This is a genomic window from Amycolatopsis sp. NPDC004368, from assembly GCF_053602515.1.
Genome location: NZ_JBSGDT010000017.1, coordinates 16,797 through 35,474 on the forward strand (window position 1 = coordinate 16,797; position 18,678 = coordinate 35,474).

Annotated in this window: 20 protein-coding genes; 11 read left to right on the plus strand and 9 right to left on the minus strand. The window is 72.2% G+C overall.

Annotated features, from left to right (window positions below):
• Positions 1-23: 23 nt before the first annotated feature.
• Together ACWEOE_RS23200 and ACWEOE_RS23205 are read right to left on the minus strand one after the other, a co-directional pair.
• Positions 24-821, minus strand: coding sequence for an IclR family transcriptional regulator (locus tag ACWEOE_RS23200; RefSeq protein WP_452012438.1), 798 nt, complete (start codon positions 819-821; stop codon positions 24-26).
• Positions 818-1,792, minus strand: coding sequence for an aldo/keto reductase (locus ACWEOE_RS23205; RefSeq protein WP_452012440.1), 975 nt, complete (start codon positions 1,790-1,792; stop codon positions 818-820). The genes ACWEOE_RS23200 and ACWEOE_RS23205 overlap by 4 nt, the downstream gene beginning before the upstream one ends.
• Positions 1,793-1,931: 139 nt before the next feature.
• Between ACWEOE_RS23205 and hutH the strand changes: the two genes are divergently transcribed.
• From hutH to hutI, 5 genes are read left to right on the plus strand one after another with little or no spacing between them, the layout of a single operon-like run.
• Positions 1,932-3,458, plus strand: a complete 1,527-nt coding sequence (gene hutH, locus ACWEOE_RS23210; protein ID WP_452012441.1) for a histidine ammonia-lyase — start codon at positions 1,932-1,934, stop codon at positions 3,456-3,458.
• Between the two features lie 2 nt (positions 3,459-3,460).
• Positions 3,461-5,113, plus strand: coding sequence for a urocanate hydratase (hutU, locus tag ACWEOE_RS23215; RefSeq protein ID WP_452012443.1), 1,653 nt, complete (start codon positions 3,461-3,463; stop codon positions 5,111-5,113).
• Positions 5,110-6,306, plus strand: a complete 1,197-nt coding sequence (locus ACWEOE_RS23220; RefSeq protein ID WP_452012444.1) for an allantoate amidohydrolase — start codon at positions 5,110-5,112, stop codon at positions 6,304-6,306. The genes hutU and ACWEOE_RS23220 overlap by 4 nt, the downstream gene beginning before the upstream one ends.
• Positions 6,303-7,607, plus strand: a complete 1,305-nt coding sequence (locus tag ACWEOE_RS23225) for a formimidoylglutamate deiminase (RefSeq protein ID WP_452012446.1) — start codon at positions 6,303-6,305, stop codon at positions 7,605-7,607. Before ACWEOE_RS23220 ends, ACWEOE_RS23225 begins: the two co-directional genes overlap by 4 nt.
• Positions 7,595-8,749 carry an imidazolonepropionase gene (hutI, locus tag ACWEOE_RS23230; protein WP_452012447.1) on the plus strand — a complete coding sequence of 385 codons (1,155 nt, stop codon included), beginning with the start codon at positions 7,595-7,597 and terminating at the stop codon, positions 8,747-8,749. Before ACWEOE_RS23225 ends, hutI begins: the two co-directional genes overlap by 13 nt.
• A gap of 59 nt (positions 8,750-8,808) precedes the next feature.
• Here the strand turns inward: hutI and ACWEOE_RS23235 are convergent, their stop codons facing one another.
• Together ACWEOE_RS23235 and ACWEOE_RS23240 are read right to left on the minus strand one after the other, a co-directional pair.
• Positions 8,809-8,937 (minus strand): hypothetical protein, encoded by a 129-nt coding sequence (locus ACWEOE_RS23235; RefSeq protein ID WP_452012449.1) that lies wholly within the window; start codon positions 8,935-8,937, stop codon positions 8,809-8,811.
• Between the two features lie 35 nt (positions 8,938-8,972).
• Positions 8,973-10,415 (minus strand): nitrilase-related carbon-nitrogen hydrolase, encoded by a 1,443-nt coding sequence (locus ACWEOE_RS23240; RefSeq protein WP_452012450.1) that lies wholly within the window; start codon positions 10,413-10,415, stop codon positions 8,973-8,975.
• Between the two features lie 320 nt (positions 10,416-10,735).
• Here ACWEOE_RS23240 and ACWEOE_RS23245 point away from each other — a divergent pair, with 320 nt between their 5' ends.
• Complete coding sequence (locus tag ACWEOE_RS23245) at positions 10,736-11,866, plus strand: anion permease (RefSeq protein ID WP_452012452.1); 1,131 nt, start codon at positions 10,736-10,738, stop codon at positions 11,864-11,866.
• A gap of 10 nt (positions 11,867-11,876) precedes the next feature.
• Positions 11,877-12,098: a hypothetical protein gene (locus tag ACWEOE_RS23250; protein ID WP_452012453.1), complete on the plus strand. Its 222-nt coding sequence runs from the start codon at positions 11,877-11,879 to the stop codon at positions 12,096-12,098.
• On the opposite strand, the gene ACWEOE_RS23255 is transcribed toward ACWEOE_RS23250, so the two are convergent.
• Positions 12,080-12,808 (minus strand): hypothetical protein, encoded by a 729-nt coding sequence (locus ACWEOE_RS23255; RefSeq protein ID WP_452012454.1) that lies wholly within the window; start codon positions 12,806-12,808, stop codon positions 12,080-12,082. The two genes, ACWEOE_RS23250 and ACWEOE_RS23255, sit on opposite strands and share 19 nt — an antisense overlap.
• Positions 12,805-13,014 carry a hypothetical protein gene (locus ACWEOE_RS23260; RefSeq protein ID WP_452012456.1) on the minus strand — a complete coding sequence of 70 codons (210 nt, stop codon included), beginning with the start codon at positions 13,012-13,014 and terminating at the stop codon, positions 12,805-12,807. The genes ACWEOE_RS23255 and ACWEOE_RS23260 overlap by 4 nt, the downstream gene beginning before the upstream one ends.
• Positions 13,015-13,089: 75 nt before the next feature.
• On the opposite strand from ACWEOE_RS23260, the gene ACWEOE_RS23265 reads away from it, so the two are divergent.
• The gene (locus ACWEOE_RS23265) at positions 13,090-14,649 is read left to right on the plus strand and encodes a sensor histidine kinase (protein WP_452012457.1); all 1,560 of its coding nucleotides are present in this window, start codon (positions 13,090-13,092) and stop codon (positions 14,647-14,649) included.
• The gene (locus tag ACWEOE_RS23270) at positions 14,646-15,308 is read left to right on the plus strand and encodes a response regulator (protein WP_452012459.1); all 663 of its coding nucleotides are present in this window, start codon (positions 14,646-14,648) and stop codon (positions 15,306-15,308) included. Before ACWEOE_RS23265 ends, ACWEOE_RS23270 begins: the two co-directional genes overlap by 4 nt.
• Before the next feature lie 25 nt (positions 15,309-15,333).
• Here ACWEOE_RS23270 and ACWEOE_RS23275 read toward each other — a convergent pair whose 3' ends face one another.
• Both ACWEOE_RS23275 and ACWEOE_RS23280 read right to left on the minus strand, forming a co-directional pair.
• The gene (locus ACWEOE_RS23275) at positions 15,334-15,927 is read right to left on the minus strand and encodes a short-chain dehydrogenase/reductase (RefSeq protein WP_452012461.1); all 594 of its coding nucleotides are present in this window, start codon (positions 15,925-15,927) and stop codon (positions 15,334-15,336) included.
• Positions 15,905-16,117 (minus strand): SDR family NAD(P)-dependent oxidoreductase, encoded by a 213-nt coding sequence (locus ACWEOE_RS23280; RefSeq protein WP_452012463.1) that lies wholly within the window; start codon positions 16,115-16,117, stop codon positions 15,905-15,907. Before ACWEOE_RS23280 ends, ACWEOE_RS23275 begins: the two co-directional genes overlap by 23 nt.
• Before the next feature lie 145 nt (positions 16,118-16,262).
• Here ACWEOE_RS23280 and ACWEOE_RS23285 point away from each other — a divergent pair, with 145 nt between their 5' ends.
• Complete coding sequence (locus ACWEOE_RS23285; protein WP_452012464.1) at positions 16,263-16,847, plus strand: TetR/AcrR family transcriptional regulator; 585 nt, start codon at positions 16,263-16,265, stop codon at positions 16,845-16,847.
• Between the two features lie 45 nt (positions 16,848-16,892).
• Here ACWEOE_RS23285 and ACWEOE_RS23290 read toward each other — a convergent pair whose 3' ends face one another.
• Positions 16,893-18,014 carry an FAD-dependent monooxygenase gene (locus ACWEOE_RS23290; RefSeq protein ID WP_452012466.1) on the minus strand — a complete coding sequence of 374 codons (1,122 nt, stop codon included), beginning with the start codon at positions 18,012-18,014 and terminating at the stop codon, positions 16,893-16,895.
• Positions 18,015-18,065: 51 nt separating this feature from the next.
• On the opposite strand from ACWEOE_RS23290, the gene ACWEOE_RS23295 reads away from it, so the two are divergent.
• On the plus strand, positions 18,066-18,620 hold the full coding sequence (locus tag ACWEOE_RS23295) for a TetR/AcrR family transcriptional regulator (protein ID WP_452012467.1): 555 nt from the start codon (positions 18,066-18,068) through the stop codon (positions 18,618-18,620).
• Positions 18,621-18,678: the final 58 nt, after the last annotated feature.

An 18,678-nucleotide genomic window follows, 5' to 3' on the forward strand; every position in this document is an offset into this window, starting at 1 on the left:
CGAGACCCGGTGGAGCGGGCTTTTCACTGCGGTGTCGTGCCCCCGATGCGGCTGGTCAGTTCAGCGGCCGTCTCGGCGACCGCCTTCGCGAACTCGGGGAACGTCTCGCCGCACGGGTCGTCTTGTGGGCCGTCTTGTGGACACAAGTGGCGCAGCGTCACGGAAATCGACGCCATCGGCCGGGCGCCGTGGTCGAACACCGGCGCCGCGACGGAGGCGAAGCCGTCGGTCACGTGCCCGTCCTCGACCGACCAGCCCAGCCGGCGTTCGGCGGCGAGCGTCCGGCGCAGCGCGGCCAGCGAATCCGGCCCACGCCGAGTCCGGAGCACGAACGACCCGGCCGTCGGGAACAGCGCACGCACGTGGGCGGCGGGCAGGTGGTTGAGGATCGCCCGGCCCGACGCCGTGAGCTGCCCGGGCAGGCGCACGCCGACGTCGGTGACCAGGGTTTCCGGCCGCGCGGGGCGTTCCTTGATGAGGTACAGCGACTCGTTGCCGTGCAGCACACCGAGGTGCGCGGTGTGGCCGACGCGGTCCACGAGCTTGCGCAACAGCGGCGCGGCCAGCCGTTCGAGCGGGTCGTGGCGCAGGTACGCCGACCCGAGCTCGAACGCGGCGATGCCGAGCCCGTAGCGGCGCTCGGCGGGCAGGTGCGCGACGAACCCTGCGGCGACCAGCTCGTTGAGCAGGTGGTAGGTCGTCGAGCGCGGCAGGTACAGGTCGCGGGCGACGGTCGCGGCCGAGACCGGGCCGGCGTGCCCGGCGAGCAGGCGCAGCACGGCGAGGCCGTTGCGCAGGGCCGGCACGTCCGAGCTGCTCATGCCGATCCGCCGAAGAGGCCCGAGACCTCGGCGAGCACTTCTTCGCCGGGGTCGGTGGTCGCGGCTTCGCGAACGGCCTGCCACTGCGCTTCCGTGCTGGGTGACACGATCGGCGCGGTCACGCCCGGTCGCGCCGCCAGCCAGGCCAGCGCCAGGCCGGCCGTGCTGATCCCGACTTCACGCGCGACCGCACGCAACCTGGCGACGCGGGCGAGGTTCTCCGGCGAGTACGCGCCCGGGTAGTACCGGTCCCCGGCGAGCGCGATGCGGCTGCCCGCTGCCGGCGCGGCGCCGTCGAGGTACCGGTCGGAGAGCACACCGCCGGCGAGCGGGGAGAAGGCCAGGTATCCGAGGCCCTCGGCCGCGACCAGGGGCAGCAGGTCCCGTTCGTCGCCGCGGGCGAGGAGGCTGAGTCCGTTCTGGACGCACGCCGGGCGGGGCAGCGCCAGTTCCGCCGCGGTGGCCAGGATGGCTTCGAGCAGCGGCGGGTCGACGTTGCTGACCCCGTAGGCGCGGATCAGGCCGGCTTCCTGCGCCGCGGCGAACGCCGTGAGCGTCTCCTCGAGCGGGGTCCGCGGATCGGGTCCGTGCGAGAGGTAGAGGTCCACACGGCCCAGGCGCCGCACGCTCTCGGCCAGCCGGCGTTCGAGGTGCGGGCGGGACAGGTCGAGGCCCGTCTGCCCGGGCCGCACGAGCCCGCCCACCTTGGTCAGCACGACCACGTCATCGCGCGGCCGCTCGGTGAGCCAGCGCCCGACGGTGCGCTCGCTCTCGCCGCCGCCGTAGCTGTCCGCGGTGTCGACGGTGCGGATCCCCAGGTCGTATGCCTCGTCGAGCCGGCGGAGTCCGTCGTCGGGGTCGAGGCCCAGGCCGCGGGTGGTGGCCGCGCTGCCGATGCCGCCGATGGAACCGGCGCCGTACACGAACCCGGTGATCGCGATTCCGGTGTCGCCGAGGGCGGACGTGTTCACCTGGCTCCTTCCGGGCGGTGCACGAACGGGACGCTCGTGCCAGGCAGCGAAGCGCCAACCTCGCTTTGTCTTGGATACCAGACGCTACCGCCAACTCCGCACTCCCGCCCGGGCGCTGATCGTTGTTTCAATGGCAGACATGCCGGATCCAGTGTTCTTGGGCTCGAAGCCGATGACCGCGGCCGACGTCGTCGACGTCGTCCGCGGGCACGCGACCGTCGGGCTCACCGAAGCGGCCGAGAAGAACCTCGCCGCCACCCGCCTGCACATCGAGGACCTCGCGCACGCGACCTCGCCGACGTATGGCGTCTCCACGGGCTTCGGCGCGCTCGCGACGCGCCACATCCCCGTGGAGAGCCGTACCGCGCTGCAACGCAGCCTCATCCGCTCGCACGCCGCGGGAGCGGGGCCGGCGGTGGAGCCCGAGGTCGTGCGCGCGTTGATGGTGCTGCGCCTGCGCACGCTCGCCAGCGGGTACACCGGCGTGCGGCCGGAGACGGCGCAAACGCTTGCGGCCCTGCTCAACGCGCACATCACGCCGGTCGTGCACGAGTACGGCTCGCTCGGCTGCTCGGGTGACCTGGCGCCGCTGGCGGCCATCGCGCTCGCGTTGATGGGTGAGGGCGAGGTCGACCACGAGGGCGCACGCAAACCGGCCGCCGAGGCACTGAAGGCGGCGGGCATCACGCCCGTCGTGCTGGCCGAGAAGGAAGGCCTGGCGCTCACCAACGGCACCGACGGCATGCTCGGCATGCTGCTGCTCGCGGCCGCCGACCTGCATAACCTCCTCGACGTCGCGGACCTCACCGCGGCGATGAGCGTCGAGGCGCTGCTGGGCACCGACCGTGCCTTCGCGGCCGACCTGCAGGCGCTGCGGCCGCACCCCGGCCAAGCGGAGAGCGCCGCGCGGATGTTCGCGGCACTGCAGGGCTCGAAGATCGTCGAAAGCCACCGCGGGCCCGACTGCAACCGCGTGCAGGACGCGTACTCGCTGCGCTGCGCCCCGCAGGTCCACGGCGCCGCGCGCGACACGCTCACGCACGCCGAGCTCGTGGCCGACCGCGAGCTGCGGTCCGCTGTGGACAATCCCGTGGTGCTGTCCGACGGCCGCGTCGAGTCCAACGGCAACTTCCACGGCGCGCCGGTGGCGTACGTGCTCGATTTCCTCGCCATCCCGGTCGCCGACGTCGCCGGCATTGCCGAACGGCGCACCGACCGCATGCTCGACAAGGCGCGCTCGGCCGGACTGCCGCCGTTCCTCGCGCACGACCCGGGCGTGGACTCCGGGCACATGATCGCGCAGTACACGCAGGCCGCGGTGGTCAGCGAGCTCAAGCGGCTCGCGGTGCCGGCGTCGGTCGACTCGATCCCGAGCAGCGCGATGCAGGAGGACCACGTCTCCATGGGCTGGTCCGCGGCGCGGAAGCTGCGCAAGGCCGTCGACGGCCTGACCACGGTGCTGGCGGTCGAGCTGCTCACCGCCGCCCGCGCGCTCGACCTCCGCGCGCCGCTCGCGCCTTCGCCGGTCACCGGCGCGGTGCGCGACCTGCTCCGCACGAAGGTCGCGGGCCCGGGCCCCGACCGGCACCTGGCGCCCGAGATCGCGGCCGCCGAAGAACTCGTCCGCAGCGGCGCCGTACTGGCCGCTGCCCGTCTGGAGGTCTGAGAATGTCCCGCACCGTCCGTGCCGCCCGCGGCACCCAGCTCACCGCGAAGTCGTGGCAGACCGAGGCCGCGCTGCGGATGTTCCACAACAACCTCGATCCCGAGGTCGCCGAGCGGCCCGAGGACCTCGTCGTCTACGGCGGCACCGGCAAGGCCGCCCGCAACTGGCCCAGTTTCGAAGCGATCACCCGCGAACTGACCACTTTGGACAACGACGAGACGCTGCTCGTGCAGTCGGGCAAACCGGTGGGTGTGTTCCGCACGCACGAGTGGGCGCCGCGCGTGCTCATCGCGAACTCGAACCTGGTGGGCGACTGGGCGACCTGGCCCGAGTTCCGCCGGCTGGAACAGCAGGGCCTCACGATGTACGGCCAGATGACGGCCGGTTCGTGGATCTACATCGGCACGCAGGGCATCCTGCAGGGCACCTACGAGACGTTCGCCGCCGTGGCCAAGAAGAAGTTCGGCGGGAGCCTGCGCGGCACGCTCACCGTGACCGCGGGCCTCGGCGGCATGGGTGGCGCGCAGCCGCTGGCCGTGACCATGAACGACGGCGTGGCTCTCGTCGTCGAGTGCGACCCGCAGCGCGCACACCGCCGCGTCGAAACGCGGTACCTCGACGAGGTGGCCGACGACCTCGACGACGCCATCCGGCGCGTCAGCACCGCGAAGAAGGAACGGCGTCCGCTGTCGGTGGCCGTGGTCGGCAACGCCGCCGAGGCGCTGCCTGAGCTGCTGCGCCGCGGCGTCGAGGTCGACATCGTGACCGACCAGACCTCCGCGCACGACCCGCTGTCGTACCTGCCCAAGGGCGTCAGCGTGGACGACTGGCACGACTACGCGGCCAAGAAGCCCGACGAGTTCACCGACCGTTCGCGCGAGTCCATGGCCGACCACGTGAACGCGATGCTCGGTTTCCTCGACGCCGGCGCCGAGGTCTTCGACTACGGCAACTCCCTGCGTGGCGAGGCGAAGCGCGGCGGCTGCGAGCGGGCGTTCGACTTCCCGGGGTTCGTGCCCGCCTACATCCGCCCGCTGTTCTGCGAGGGCAACGGCCCGTTCCGCTGGGCCGCGCTCTCGGGTGACCCCGACGACATCGCGGCCACCGACCGGGCGATGCTGGAACTGTTCCCGGAAAACGAGTCGCTCGCACGCTGGATCAAGATGGCCGGCGAGCGCGTGGCGTTCCAGGGCCTGCCGGCGCGGATCTGCTGGCTCGGCTACGGCGAACGGCACCTCGCGGGCCTGCGGTTCAACGAGATGGTGGCCAGCGGGGAGCTCAAGGCACCCGTGGTGATCGGGCGCGACCACCTCGACTCCGGCAGCGTCGCCTCGCCGTACCGCGAGACCGAGGCCATGGCCGACGGGTCCGACGCCATCGCCGACTGGCCACTGCTCAACGCGCTGGTCAACACCGCTTCGGGCGCGAGCTGGGTGTCGATCCACCACGGCGGTGGCGTCGGCATGGGCCGCTCGATCCACGCGGGCCAGGTCAGCGTGGCCGACGGCACGGCGCTGGCCGCGCAGAAGCTGGAGCGCGTGCTCACGAACGATCCGGGCATGGGCGTGATCCGCCACGTCGACGCCGGCTACGACCACGCGGCCGAGATCGCCGACGAGCGTGGCGTCCGGATTCCCATGCGGGACAACGCATGACGGCTTCGGAGCTGCTCGGCGAGATCGCCGACGTCGGGCGCGACGCGAAGCGCGGTGGCTACTCGCGCCACGCGTTCGACGCACCGGAGCACGATCTGCGCACCTGGTTCGTCGAGCGGGCGCGAGGGCTGGGCCTCGACGTCGAGACCGACCGCAACGGCAACCTCTGGGCCTGGTGGGGTGCGCCGGGTCCGGACGCCGTGGTGACCGGCAGCCACCTCGACTCGGTGCCGGGCGGGGGTGCGTTCGACGGGCCGCTCGGTGTGACCAGTGCACTGGCTGCCGTGGGAGCCTTGCAGAACAAGGGGTTCCGTCCGGCCAAGCCGTTCGCCGTGGTCGTGTTCGCCGAGGAGGAGGGCGGCCGGTTCGGCGTGCCGTGCCTGGGCTCGCGGCTGATGACCGGCACGATCGGTGCCGATCAGGCGCGCAAGCTGCACGACCCGGACGGCGTCACTTTTTGGGAGGCAGCGGCGAAGTCCGGCCTCGACGTGGACCGGATCGGCGCCGACCCAGAGCGGCTCTCGCTCGTCGGGCGGTTCCTGGAGCTGCACGTGGAACAGGGTCGCGGCCTGATCGACGTCGGCTCGCCGGTGGCGGTCGGCAGCACGGTGATCGCCCACGGGCGATGGCGGTTCTCGTTCGCGGGCCAGGGAAACCACGCCGGGGCGACGTTGATCGCCGACCGCGTCGACCCGATGCTGCCCGCGGCCGAGACGGTGGTGGCGGTGCGCCGGCTGGCGAAGGAACGGGCGGACGCGCGGGCGACCGTCGGTCGGCTCGTGCCGACGCCGGGCGGGACCAACGTCATCGCGTCCACTGTGGACCTGTGGCTCGACGCGCGGGTGCCGGGCACGGTGACGCCGGAGCTCGTCGAGGACATCACGCGGGCCGCGCGGGCAGCCGCGAAGGCGGAGGGTTGCGAGCTCACCGTCACCCGCGAGTCGTACTCCGACGACGTGGTGTTCGACGAGAAGCTGCGCCGTGACCTGGGCAGTTGGCTGGGCGCGCCGCCCGAGCTGCCGACCGGTGCGGGCCACGACGCCGCGATCCTGGCCGGGTTCGTGCCGGCCGGGATGCTGTACGTGCGCAACCCCACCGGCATCAGCCACTCGCCGGAGGAGTTCGCCGAGAGCGCCGACGTGGAAGCCGGCGCGCGGGCGCTGGCCGAGGCGCTGGAGCGGCTGGCGGCATGACCACGTACTGGTGCGAACGGGCCTGGCTGCCCGACGGGATCGCCGATGGCGTGCAGCTCGTGGTGCGCGACGGGCGGATCACGTCGGTCGCCCCGGGCGCGCCGAAGTGCGGCACCGTCCTCGCCGGGCTCACCCTGCCGGGGTTCGCCAACGGCCACTCGCACGCGTTCCACCGCGCGCTGCGGGGCCGGACGCACCACGAGCGCGGCACGTTCTGGACCTGGCGCGAGCGGATGTACTCGCTCGCGGCGCGCCTCGATCCCGACGCGTACTACCGGCTCGCGCGCGGCGTCTACGCGGAGATGGTACTCGGCGGCTACACGAGCGTCGGCGAGTTCCACTACCTGCACCACGCGCCGGGCGGGAAGCCCTACGCCTCGCCGAACGCGATGGGCGACGCGTTGCGCCAGGCCGCGCGCGACGCGGGGATCCGGCTGACGCTGCTGGACACGTGTTACCTGGCGGGCGGGATCGGCGTGCCACCGGACGAGGTGCAGCAGCGGTTCTCCGACGGCACGGCGGAGAAGTGGGCCGAGCGCGTGGCCGGCCTGACCGAGGACGAGCTGTTCCGCGTCGGCGGGGCGATCCACTCGGTGCGCGCGGTGGCCGCGGACGATTTGTCGACGGTGAACCAAGGGGTGCCAGGAGGTCGGCCGCTGCACATTCACCTGTCCGAACAGCGCGCGGAGAACGAGCAGTGCGAGGCGGCGTACGGCTGGACGCCGACCGGATTGCTGCAGCAGCACGGGGTGCTGAGCGAGCGACTGGTCGCCGTCCACGCGACGCACCTCACGGACCAGGACGTGAAGTGGCTGGGTGCCGCCCGGTCGGCCGCCTGCTTCTGCCCGACGACCGAACGCGACCTCGGCGACGGCATCGGCCCGGCGCGGCAGCTGCTCGACGCGGGCGTGCGGCTGGGCGTGGGCAGTGACAGCAACGCCGTGGTCGACGCGTTCGAGGAGACCCGTGCACTGGAGCTGGACGACCGGCTGGCCAGTGAGGAACGCGGCCGGTTCACCGCGGAGGAACTGCTCGCGGCGGGCACTGATCACGCGTCCGTGGGCTGGCCCGAGGTGGGCCGGCTGGCCGTCGGTGCCGGGGCGGACCTGGTCACGGTGGCACTGGATTCCGTGCGGACGGCGGGGATCGAGCCGTCCGGGGTGGTGTTCGCGGCGGGCGCCGCGGATGTGCGGCACGTCGTCGTGGCGGGTCGTGACGTAGTGCGAGACGGCGGGCACGTGCTCGTCGAGCGACCGGAAACCGTACTGGCCGAGGAGATCGAGGCGTTGTGGCGGAACTGATCACGGGCATCGGCGAGCTCACCACCAACGATCCCGAGCTGGGCAAGCTGCGGGACGCGGCGCTGGTGCTCGACGGCGGCGTCGTTGCGTGGGCCGGGCCGGCCGCGTCGGCGCCGGCGGCCGACGAGCGAGTGGACGTCGAGGGCCGCGCGGTGCTGCCCGGCTGGGTCGACAGCCACACCCACCTGGTGTTCGCCGGCGACCGCACGACCGAGTTCGAGGCGCGGATGGCCGGGAAGCCTTACACGGCGGGCGGAATCGCCGTCACGGTCGGGGCGACGCGGGAGGCGTCCGACGAGCAGCTGGCGGCGAACCTGCGCCGGCACGTCGACGAAGCCGCCGCGCAGGGCACCACCTGCCTGGAGACGAAAACCGGGTACGGCCTGACGGTGGCCGACGAGGCGCGGTCGGCGCAGATCGCGGCGACGGTGGCCGATGAGGTCACCTACCTGGGCGCGCACCTCGTGCCGCCGGGTACCGAAGCGGAGTCCTATGTGGACCTCGTGTGCGGGGAGATGCTCGACGCGGTGGCGCCGCACGTGCGGTGGGCCGACGTGTTCTGCGAGACGGGGGCGTTCGACGAGGCCCAGTCGGCGCGTGTGCTCAAGGCCGCGGCTGAGCGCGGGCTCGGGTTGCGGGTGCACGGCAACCAGCTCGGCGAAGGCCCCGGCGTGCGGCTGGCGGTGGAGCTGGGCGCGGCGAGCGTGGACCACTGCACGTACCTGAGCGACGAGGACGTCGAGGCGCTCGCGGCGTCGGACACGGTGGCGACGTTGCTGCCGGCGTGTGACTTGTCGACGAGGCAAGCACTGGCCCCGGCACGGCGGCTGCTCGACGCGGGCGCGACGGTCGCGCTGGCCAGCAACGCGAACCCGGGCAGCTCGTACACCACGTCGATGGCGTTCTGCGTGACCACGGCCGTGCTTCAGATGCGCATGACCGTGGAGGAAGCCGTGTGGTCGGCCACCGCGGGCGGTGCGCGGGCACTGCGGCGCGACGACGTCGGCTACCTGCGTCCGGGCGCGCGGGCCGATGTGCACGTGCTCGACGCGCCTTCGGTCACGCACCTGGCCTACCGGCCCGGGGTGCCGCTCACCCACGCGGTGTGGCGGCGGGGAGAACGGAGGTCAGCCGTGCGTTGACCGGCGTGCGACGTCGATCTCGACCTCCTGCTCCTCGTCGCGCGCTCAGCGAAGTTCGCTCACCCGCGCGCGCCAGGGGCTGGGGGACGGCGGTGCGCCGAGAGCGTGACGCGGGTGCCCTGGAAGTTGACGGTGCAGTAGGTGACGCGGGTGCCTTGCATGGTGCCACCGTAGGCCTCGATGATCATGGTCCGCCAGTGTCGGACAGGCACTCCCGCTGCCCTCACTCGTGACCGGCCGGGCCGGGTGCGCTGCGGCGGGTGAAGCCGAGGCCGGCCAACGCGACGAGGCAGCACAGCCACGCGAACCAGTCGCCGAACCGGGTGTAGAGCGTCTGACCGGTGGCGAGGGGGACGTCGGCGGTGGCGACGGCCATGGAGGCCGGGCCGGTGCGTGTCTGAGCGAGGACGTGGCCGCCCGCGTCGCCGAGGACGGACGTGCCGCGGGTGGCGCTCCAGGCCACGGCGACACCGTGCTCGACGCCGCGCAGGAGGGCAGTGCGGCTGTGCTGCCAACCATCGACGTCTTCGTCGGACGCGGGGATCAGCAGCAGCCCGGTGCCGGCGCGGGCGTAGTCGCGGGTGGGCGACGGGCCGTTGACGTCCATGCAGACCTCGAGGCCGATGGGCTCACCGGCGAGGTGGGCGAGGTCGTGGCCGGCCGCGACGGGGGAGGAACCGTTGCGCCACTTGCGGTATTCGACAACTTGGCCGGCCGGTGGCACGTCGAGCGCCGTGTTGTAGGTGGGTCGGCCGGGGTCTTTCACGATCGCGCCGGTGACGATGTGCAGGTTCTTGGCGCGGGCGACGTCGGCCAGTGGCGCGGTGAGGTCGGCCAGGTGCGTGCGGTCCACGCCGAAGGCGGCCTCCGGGAGAACCGCGATGCGCACGTCGGCGGGCAAGGCGCGCAGTGCGTCCACATAGGACTGGAGAACCCCGTTCGGTGCGCTCGGATCCGCCGCCCACGCGGGCTCGCTGCGCGCGACAGTTGCGACGCGCACGTGACCGGTGGAAGCCGTGCCGGGTGTCGCCCCGAAGGCCAGAGCGCCCCCGACCGCGGCGGTCGTCACCACGGTGATGCCGACGCGTGCTGAAGGCCGCACCCCCGGCGCGAGCACTGCGGCCAGTGCGGCCGGCGCCAGCAGCACCAGGTACTCCACACCCCACCCACCGAGCACCGACGCGAGACGCAGCACGCCGGGCTGGTCGCCTTGGCTCGTCATGAACGTCCCCATCACGCCGAACGGGCCGGTCACCGAGACGCCGTAGAGCACGGCGGTCCACAGCGCGGGCGTCGCGACGGTCGCGAGCACCGGCCGGCCGACGCGCACGAGCCGCCGGAACAGGGCCACCGTCGCGGCGAACAACACCGGCGTCCCCAGCAGGATCGCGAGCGCCGCGGGCAGCGGCAAAGCCAGCGAGTTCAGGAAGTAGTGCCAGCTGCCGGCGCTGCCCCCGAGGTAGGCGACGAACGCTGCCCCGCACGCAACCCACGCACGAGTGCGCGGCGCCAGCAGCAGCACAGGCAGCGGTGCGAGCCACGCGAGCACGGCGACCGGCTCGAAGCCCAGCCCGAAGTGGACCAGCACGCCCGACGCGACCGTGGCGACCACGGCCGTGCCGAGGCGGCGGTGCGTGGTGCTGGAAACGGTTGCTGCGGCGCTCATCCGACTGCCCCTTTCGACCTGGACCACCACCGTGACAGGCGCCGGGCGCCACGACACTGGGCCGTACTGGAGCATCCGTGGTAGGGCTGGCCCCCGTAGAACCGAACAATCCAGACATAAGGTAATCAACTTCGCAAACACGGATTCACTCACTTTGGCTACCCGATTTGTGGATCACCAGGTGAGCGCGGGAAATGGGCCTGCCCGACCGCTCCCTCGTTTACGGAGAGTTCAATCAGCGGCCACTCGGACGAGATCAGGCTCGCTCGGTTGATGGGTAGCTTCTCAACTGGCACGACCACCTAGCTGGAGAAACGCCCATGGACTTTTCCCTCATTGTCCTGGTGGTGATCGTCGCGGCCCTCGCCTTCGACTTCACCAACGGGTTCCACGACACGGCCAACGCCATGGCCACTTCCATTGCCACGGGAGCCCTCAAGCCCAGAATCGCCGTCGCCATTTCGGCGGTGCTGAACCTGGTCGGGGCGTTCCTGTCCATCGAGGTCGCGAAAACCATTTCCGGCGGAATCGTCGACGACACGAAGGTGACCCCGGTCGTCATCTTCGCCGGCCTTGTCGGCGCCATCATCTGGAATCTCGTCACGTGGCTCGTCGGCCTGCCGTCGAGTTCGTCGCACGCGTTGTTCGGTGGTCTGATCGGTGCGACGTGGATCGCGTCGGGCGCCGACGCCGTGCACTTCGGCAAGGTCGTCGAGAAGGTGCTGATCCCCGCGGTCGCCTCGCCGATCGTGGCCGGGGTCGTGGCGCTCATCGGCACGTTCGTGACCTACCGCATCACCGAGAAGGCCAAGGAAAACGTGGTGGGCAAGGGCTTCAAGACCGGCCAGGTCCTCTCGGCCAGCCTCGTCTCGCTCGCCCACGGCACCAACGACGCGCAGAAGACCATGGGTGTCATCACGCTGACGCTCATCGCCGGCGGCACGCTGGCACCGGGCTCGAACCCGCCGCTGTGGGTCATCGGGGCCTGCGGCCTCGCGATCGCGGCCGGCACGTACCTCGGCGGCTGGCGCATCATCCAGACCATGGGCAAGAAGCTCACCGAGATCCAGACGCCGCAGGGGTTCGCGGCGGAGACCAGCTCGGCGGCCGTGATCCTGGCGTCGTCGCACCTGGGCTTCGCGCTGTCGACGACCCACGTGACCTCCGGCGGCATCATCGGTTCGGGTCTCGGCCGCAAGCTCGCGGAGGTCCGCTGGGGCGTCGCGGGCAAGATGGTCATCGCCTGGGTGCTGACGCTGCCGGCGGCCGCCGTCGTCGGCGCCATCGCGGCGGCGATCTCGACGCGCGGCAGCTGGGGCACGATCCTCATCGGCGCCGTCGGGGTGCTCGTGGCGGTGGGCATCTGGCTCGCGTCGCGCCGCAACCCGGTGAGCGCCGAGACCATCAACGACGAGCCGGACGCCGCCAAGGCCGCTCCGGTCGCGGCCTGAGGGAGCGGACATGAACATCGACTGGGGCGCCCTCGGCATGGTTTTCGTCGTCGCGCTGGCCGCGGCGGTGGTGCTGACGGTGTTGTTCGCCTACGGCATCCGCGGGCTCTCGGCGCGCGAAACCGCCCGTGAACAACGCGGTTCCGGCGTCGCGGCGTTCACCGGTTCCATCGTGTGCTTCGCCGTCTGTGCGGCGGTGGTCGTGTACGGGATCTACTTGATCGCGGCCTGAGCGCGGCCGCGCAGTTCGTCCGGAAGCTCGTCGAGCAGCGGGCGCACCGCTTCTCGGCGAGCTTCTCCCAGGTTGGCCAGCACGTCGAGCGCCGGCTCCCACAGCGACTGGTCGGCGCCGGCCGCGCGGATCAGCCGGGCCAGCCGGCCTTCGGGCAGCAGGCCCATCACGTGGCCGATGCGGGTCTTGTCGTCGAGCACGTACGCGGTGCGCAGCAGCGCGGCGTCGTCGAGCACGGCGAGGCTGCGTCGCACGGTCGGGTCCGGCAGGTGCGCGACGAACCGGCCGAGGGTGATCCAGTCCTCCCGCCGGGTCAGCTCGGCGGCCACGGCGACCACGGTGTCCAGCGGGATGCGCGTGATGATCGCCGTCGCACGCCGTGGGTCCAGCTCGGCCGCCACCGACGCGAGGAACTTCGGTGGCAGCCGTTTCGCGACGTCCACCCCGCGTGACACGTCCACCAGACCCGCGATCCGCGCGCACAACAGCGGTCCGAACACCTTCTCGGCGATCTTCGCGACCACGGGCGCGGGCAGCAGCCGGCTGGCCAGCGCCATGCGTTCGAGCACCACGAGGTTCGCGTCGAACAACGTCGTGGTCACCTGTTCGCGGAACAGCTGCAGGTCGGCGACGTCCACGTCGGCGAGATAACCCAGGCGTTCGGGTTCGACGTCGAGCACTCGCGCGAGCTTGAGGATCTCCGGGTTCACAGGCCCACCGCCTTGCGGACGGCGCCGCGCAGGAGCGCCGGCACGTACTTCAGCCCTTCCTCGCCCGCCTGGGCGAGTGCCTTGGCCTGCCGGTGCCGGGCGTCGCGCAACGCGGCGGCGAGGTCCCGCCGGGCGTCTTCGGGCAGGGCTTCGATGCCCTCGGGCAGGGGGCCGCCGAGCTGCTCGGCGAGTGTGCGCTCAGCCATGGTGATCCATCATGCCCCAGCGGTTGACTTTCGACAGTGGTGGCCGCCGCCGCGGTCCTTGTAGCGTCAGCTCCTGTGAAGGAGGTGACCAGGCGCAGGTGGCGGGTGGTGCTCGACGTCGTGCTCTGGGTCTTCCTGTCGCTCGTCGTCGCCACGGACGCCTCGAACAACCCCAATCCGTGGGAGCTGATCTACGGGCTGGTGGCGACCGCGGTGTCGGTCGCGCTGTGGCGCCGCCTGCCGACGCCGGCGCTGATCGTCACGATGACCACGGCCGTGGTGGTGGCCTTCGGCTGGGGCGGGCGGGTGGCCGTGTGGGAGGTCTTCCTCATGGTCGCCGTCGGCTACCTCACGGGGCTGCGGATGACGCAGGTGCGCGTGGCCGTGCTGACGTGTTCGGGGATCGCCCTCGCCGGGCTGCCGGTGGCGCTGCTGCTGCCCTCGGCGGGGTTCGGCGCGTGGGGCGCGATGCTCGGGGTGCTCACGTTCGCGGGTGTCACGCCGTGGCTGCTGGGTCGGCACGTGCGGCTGCGGCGCGAGCTGGCGCGCGCCGGGTGGCGGCGGGCCGAGGAGATGGAGAGCCGGCAACAGCTCGTGGCCGACCAGGCGCGGCTGCGGGAACGCGCGCGGATCGCCAGTGACATGCACGATTCCCTGGGCCACGAGCTGAGCCTCATCGCCGTGCGCGCCGCCGCGCTGGAGGTGGCCGGCGGCCTCGACGACGCGCAGCGCGCCGCGGCCGCCGACCTGCGCGTGAACGCCGCGACGGCGACCGAGCGGCTGCGCGAGATCATCGGCGTGCTGCGCGAGGACGCGGCGCCGATCGAGCCCGTGCAGGGAGACCTGGGGGAGCTGCTCGAGCGCGCACGGGGATCGGGGCTGCTGATCGAGTCGCAAGTGGACAGTCTCGCGGCGGCACCGCCGATGGTCGCGCGGGCGGCGTACCGCGTGGTGCAGGAGGCGGTGACGAACGTCGCCAAGCACGCGCCCGGCGCCGCGGTGACGGTGCGGGTGCTCACCTCACCGGCGAGCACGGAGATCCGCGTGGTCAACGCACCGCCGCCCGCGGGTCCACTGCCCGGTGCGTCGGGCAAGCGGGGACTGATCGGGCTGCGCGAACGGGTCCGGCTGGTCGGGGGTGCGCTGCGGGCCGGCCCCGACGCGCGGGGCGGCTTCGAGGTCGTGGCCACCTTGCCGCACGGCGCCGCGCCGGGGCCCGCGTCGGCGGATGCCGGCGACGAGCAGTCCGAGTCGGCGCGCGAGTGGGAGCTGGCGCGCCGCGACGTGCGGCGCAGCCTGGTTCAGGCCATTGTCATCCCGCTGGCGTTGTTCGGCGTGGTGATCGGCGGGAGCGGGGTGGCGTTCCTCGTGCAGTGGTACGGCTCGCAGGTGTCGATGGGGGTCTACCAGCAGTTCCAGGTGGGCGCGACGCGCTCGTCGATCGCGCCGCTGCTGCCCGCGCAGCAACGGCTGTCGAAGCCGCAGCTCGGCGAGCCCCCGAAGCCGGCGGGCGCCGAGTGCGAGTACTACGGCACGTCACGCAGCTGGTGGAACGTGCGCTACGCCGCGATCCGCCTCTGCTTCGTCGGGGACCGCCTGGTCACCAAGGATCTCTACAGCGAGGACGAACCGTGATCCGTGTGCTGCTGGCCGACGACGAAGCCATGATCCGCGCGGGCGTCGCGGCGATCCTGGCGGCCGACGCGGACATCGAGGTTGTCGCCGAAGCCGCCGACGGCCGCGAAGCCGTGGCCCAGGCCCTGGCCACCCGCCCCGACGTCGTGCTGCTCGACATCCGCATGCCCGGCCTCGACGGCCTCGCCGCGGGCGCCGAGATCCGCCGCGTGCTGCCCGACGCCGGCGTGATCATCCTGACCACCTTCGGCGAGGACGCCTACATCGAACGGGCGCTGGGCTTCGGCGCCAGTGGGTTCCTGCTCAAGGCCGGCGACCCGCGCGAACTGTTGTCGGGCATCCACGCCGTGGCCGACGGCGCCGCGTTCCTCTCACCGCAGGTCGCGTCCCGTGTCATCGCCCGGCTCTCCGGCGGCGCCCTGACCCGCGGCGCGGCCGCCCGCGACCGCATCGCTGCGCTGACCACCCGCGAACGCGAGGTCCTGACCCTGCTGGCCACCGGACTGTCCAATGCGGACATCGCCGGGCGCATGTTCGTCGTGGAGGGCACGGTCAAGGCCCACGTCAGCACCATCCTCACCCGCCTCGGCGCGCGCAACCGGGTGCAGGCCGCGATCACGGCGTACGAGGCGGGGCTGGTCGGGGGAGCCGCGGAGTAGCTGCCTGACGCCTAGTCGAACATCCTCAGTAAAGGGAAGTGGCTGAGGTCGCTCCGCCGTCGACCGTGAAGACGGCGCCGCTGGTGTAGCCGGACCGGTCCGAGGCGAGGAACGCGACCAGGTCGGCGATCTCGCGCGGATCCGCGGGCCGCCCCAGCGGGTAGTGCGCCGTGAGCTCGCCGTACCGGCTCTCGTCCGAGAAGGACTCCAGAGCGGCTTTCTTCAGGTGCTCGACCATCCGCTCGGTGGCCACCGGGCCGGGATTGACCCCCACCACGCGGATCCCATCAGCCAGGCTGCGTCCGCCGACGGCGCGCGAGAACGCCATCAGCGCGGCGTTGCCCGTGCTGCCGGCCAGGTACCGGCCGTCCACGCTCTCACCCGCGTTGCCGATGATGTTGACGATGACGCCGCGGCGGCGCTTCTTCATCTCGGTGTACAGGAGCTTGGTCAAGGCGATGTAGCCGTAGACCTTCAAATCCCACCCGCGGCGCCATTCCTCCGCGACGACCGACTTGATCGAGCCACCTCGGATGTCCCCGGCGTTGTTCACGAGGATGTCCGCGTGCCCGGCCTCCGCTGCCAGAGCGGCGAGGTCATCGGAATTTCGCAGGTCCACCGCGCTGGTGCGCTACCTCGACGCCGTGTGCCGAGCGCAGGCGCTCGGCCAGCTCTTCGAGAGCCGGGCCGTTGCGGGCGGCCAGGTGCAGGCGGCAACCCTCCTCGGCCAGAGCCTCGGCGATGGCCGCGCCGATCCCTCGCGACGCACCGGTGACGACGGCGGTCCGCTCCGCCAGATTCAGGTCCACAGTGGACTCCTTTGCTCGCCGTACCGCCTAAACGTACCCTAGGGTTCGGTTATCGCCGGCGGTAGGAGGTCACGGTCACTTCGACGATTTCGTCCCCTTGTTCGGTCGTCCACGCGCAGGTGTCGAGCTGTGGCACAGTGAGGGCGTGTCCGACCTGAGTCGCTCCGAAGAGCTGCCGGCCCCCGAGCCGTCACGGCCGGGGCGGCGAGCGGATGCCACTCGCAACCACCGGAAAGTCCTGGTGGCCGCGCACGAGGTGTTCGCGGAACTCGGGCTGCGGGCGAGCGTGACCCGCGTGGCGGAACGCGCCGGTGTCACGAAGGCGACCATCTACCGGAACTACCCGACCAAGGACGCGCTGGTCGACGCCGTGGTCGAGGACCGATTCCGCCTGCTGGAGGACCGGACCCGGGCGGCGCTGTCCGAACCGGATGCCCCCGCGGCGTTCCGGGTGTACCTCGTGGACCTGTTCGAGCAGATGGCCGGAGACCGGCTTCTCGCGGATGCGCTGGCCGACGCGACAACCGTGCGGGCGGGCCCGGTACTGGAGCTCATCGGCCGGCTGATCGATGCCGCGAAGCCGTCGGGCGAAGTGCGCGGCGACCTCTCGATCCTGGACCTTCGGGTGGTCGTCTGCGGCGTGGTGCTCCAGCTGAACCGCTTGGACGACCGGGATCCGGCCGTCTGGCGGCGGTACGGCGAACTCGCGCTCGCGGCCTTCCGATCGTGATGCCTGATCCCGAGTCCTGAGTCGCGTCCTCCGGAACACGCCTCCTCAGGCGTGGTCGGCGGTGCGGGGCAGGTGCGGAGGCATCCAGTTGTTGATCCAGCTTTCCGCGTGGGACATCAGCGTCGCCGGTGCCAGGCGGAGGATCGCGGTGCGCAGGGCGGTGCCCACGGGGTTGCGCAGCAGCGGTCCGGCCGCGCCCGCCCGGATCGAGGCGCGCACGACGTGCTGGGTGCGGGGGCGCCGGGCCGCGTCGTAGGCACGCAGGCCGGCGGCGGTGTCCTCGGTGGTGGCCAATGTCGCGGCCAGGGTGACCGCGTCTTCGATGGCCATGCAGCCGCCCTGGCCGAGGTAAGGCGGCATGGCGTGGGCGGCGTCGCCGAGGAGCGCGACGCGGCCGGAAACGTAGGTCGGCAGCGGTGTGGCCAGGTGGTACAGGTCGTGGTGAAGGATCTCCGGCGTCGCGGCGAGGAGCGAGCGCACGGGTGCGCCGCCGTAGGTGGCCAGCAGGTAGGCGCGCACGTCTTCGTGCCGCAGGCCTTCCGGGCGGGCTTCGGCGATCCACCAGTACGTGCGTCCGTCGAGCAAGGACAAAGTTCCCACTTCCGTGCCGCGGCCCCAGGTGGTGCTCAGGCGTGACGGCAGCTCGGCGACGCCGCGGAACGCCGTACCGCGGCTGTAGGCGAGGCGGGCGTGCGGGTGCAGCGACTGCCGCACGGGGCTGCGGATGCCGTCGGCGGCCACGACCAGGTCGGCTCGGATCGAGCCGCCCGCGTGGTGGACGACACCGTCGCGGGTCGCGGAGAGCACCTCGACACCGGTGTGCAGGCTCGACTCCGGCAGCACCGAGCACAGCGCCTCGATCAGGTCCGCGCGGTGGATCGCGGCGAGCGGCAGGCCGTAACGCCGGACGTACGCGCTCATGTCCCAGCCCGCGAGCCGCCGGCCGCGTGGGTCGAGCAGCGCGCCGTCGCGCTGCGGGCTCAGCGGCGTCTCGACGCCCAGCTCCGCGAGCGCCCGCTGCGCGTTGGGCCAGATCGAGATCCCGGCGCCGATGCCGGTGAGCTCCGGCGCGCGTTCGTACACCGTGACCCGCCAGCCCGTGCGGTGCAGGCCGATCGCCGCGCACAGTCCCCCGATGCCGCCGCCGATCACGACCGCGTGTCGCATGGCCACCTCCTCTACGTCTGTAGAGGACTCTACACCTGTAGAGTGATGATCGTGGACAGGATTTCGGCGATCGGCGACGCGGCCGTCGAGGTGATCGCGGCCGAAGGGATGCGCGGGCTCACCCACCGCGCCGTCGACCGGGCGGCGGGGCTGCCGGCCGGCTCGACGTCGTACTACGCGCGCACCCGTCTCGCGCTGCTGGAGCTCGCCATGGCGCGGATGGTGGAGCTCGACCAGGCCGTGATCGATCCCGACGCGAAGGATCTCGCCGACGTGCTGGCCGCGACGGTCCACGCCGCCATCACCTCCGGTCGCACCCGCATGCTCGCCCGCTACGAGTTCGCGCTGGAGGCCACGCGCCGCCCGGAGCTGCGCGCCGCCTACGACGAAGGTGGGCGGGAGATCCGGGACCGCTGCGCCGGCCTGCTCGCGGCCGCCGGTTCGCCGCGGCCGAAGCAGCACACACGCGTGCTGCTCAACTGGCTCGACGGCGCGATCTTCGACGCGCTCGCCGGCGCCGGGTCGGCAAATCCCCCGGGCAAGCGGGAACTCGCCGACGGTGCCCGCGCGATTCTCACCGGGCTCGGCCTTCCCCTCACGCGGTGAAGGGCTCCCGGCCGAAGCCGAGGAGCCCTTCACGACAGCGCGACGCACCCCCGGTGGT

Excerpts from the sequence above, each read along its gene's own strand:
- ACWEOE_RS23250 (WP_452012453.1), top strand. The coding sequence starts at position 11,877 with ATGAACATCGACTGGGGCGCCCTCGGCATGGTTTTCGTCGTCGCGCTG.
- ACWEOE_RS23290 (WP_452012466.1), bottom strand. The coding sequence starts at position 18,014 with ATGCGACACGCGGTCGTGATCGGCGGCGGCATCGGGGGACTGTGCGCG.
- ACWEOE_RS23240 (WP_452012450.1), bottom strand. The coding sequence starts at position 10,415 with ATGAGCGCCGCAGCAACCGTTTCCAGCACCACGCACCGCCGCCTCGGC.
- ACWEOE_RS23220 (WP_452012444.1), top strand. The coding sequence starts at position 5,110 with ATGACGGCTTCGGAGCTGCTCGGCGAGATCGCCGACGTCGGGCGCGAC.
- ACWEOE_RS23225 (WP_452012446.1), top strand. The coding sequence starts at position 6,303 with ATGACCACGTACTGGTGCGAACGGGCCTGGCTGCCCGACGGGATCGCC.
- ACWEOE_RS23200 (WP_452012438.1), bottom strand. The coding sequence starts at position 821 with ATGAGCAGCTCGGACGTGCCGGCCCTGCGCAACGGCCTCGCCGTGCTG.
- ACWEOE_RS23235 (WP_452012449.1), bottom strand. The coding sequence starts at position 8,937 with ATGATCATCGAGGCCTACGGTGGCACCATGCAAGGCACCCGCGTCACC.
- ACWEOE_RS23260 (WP_452012456.1), bottom strand. The coding sequence starts at position 13,014 with ATGGCTGAGCGCACACTCGCCGAGCAGCTCGGCGGCCCCCTGCCCGAG.
- hutH (WP_452012441.1), top strand. The coding sequence starts at position 1,932 with ATGCCGGATCCAGTGTTCTTGGGCTCGAAGCCGATGACCGCGGCCGAC.
- ACWEOE_RS23245 (WP_452012452.1), top strand. The coding sequence starts at position 10,736 with ATGGACTTTTCCCTCATTGTCCTGGTGGTGATCGTCGCGGCCCTCGCC.
- hutU (WP_452012443.1), top strand. The coding sequence starts at position 3,461 with ATGTCCCGCACCGTCCGTGCCGCCCGCGGCACCCAGCTCACCGCGAAG.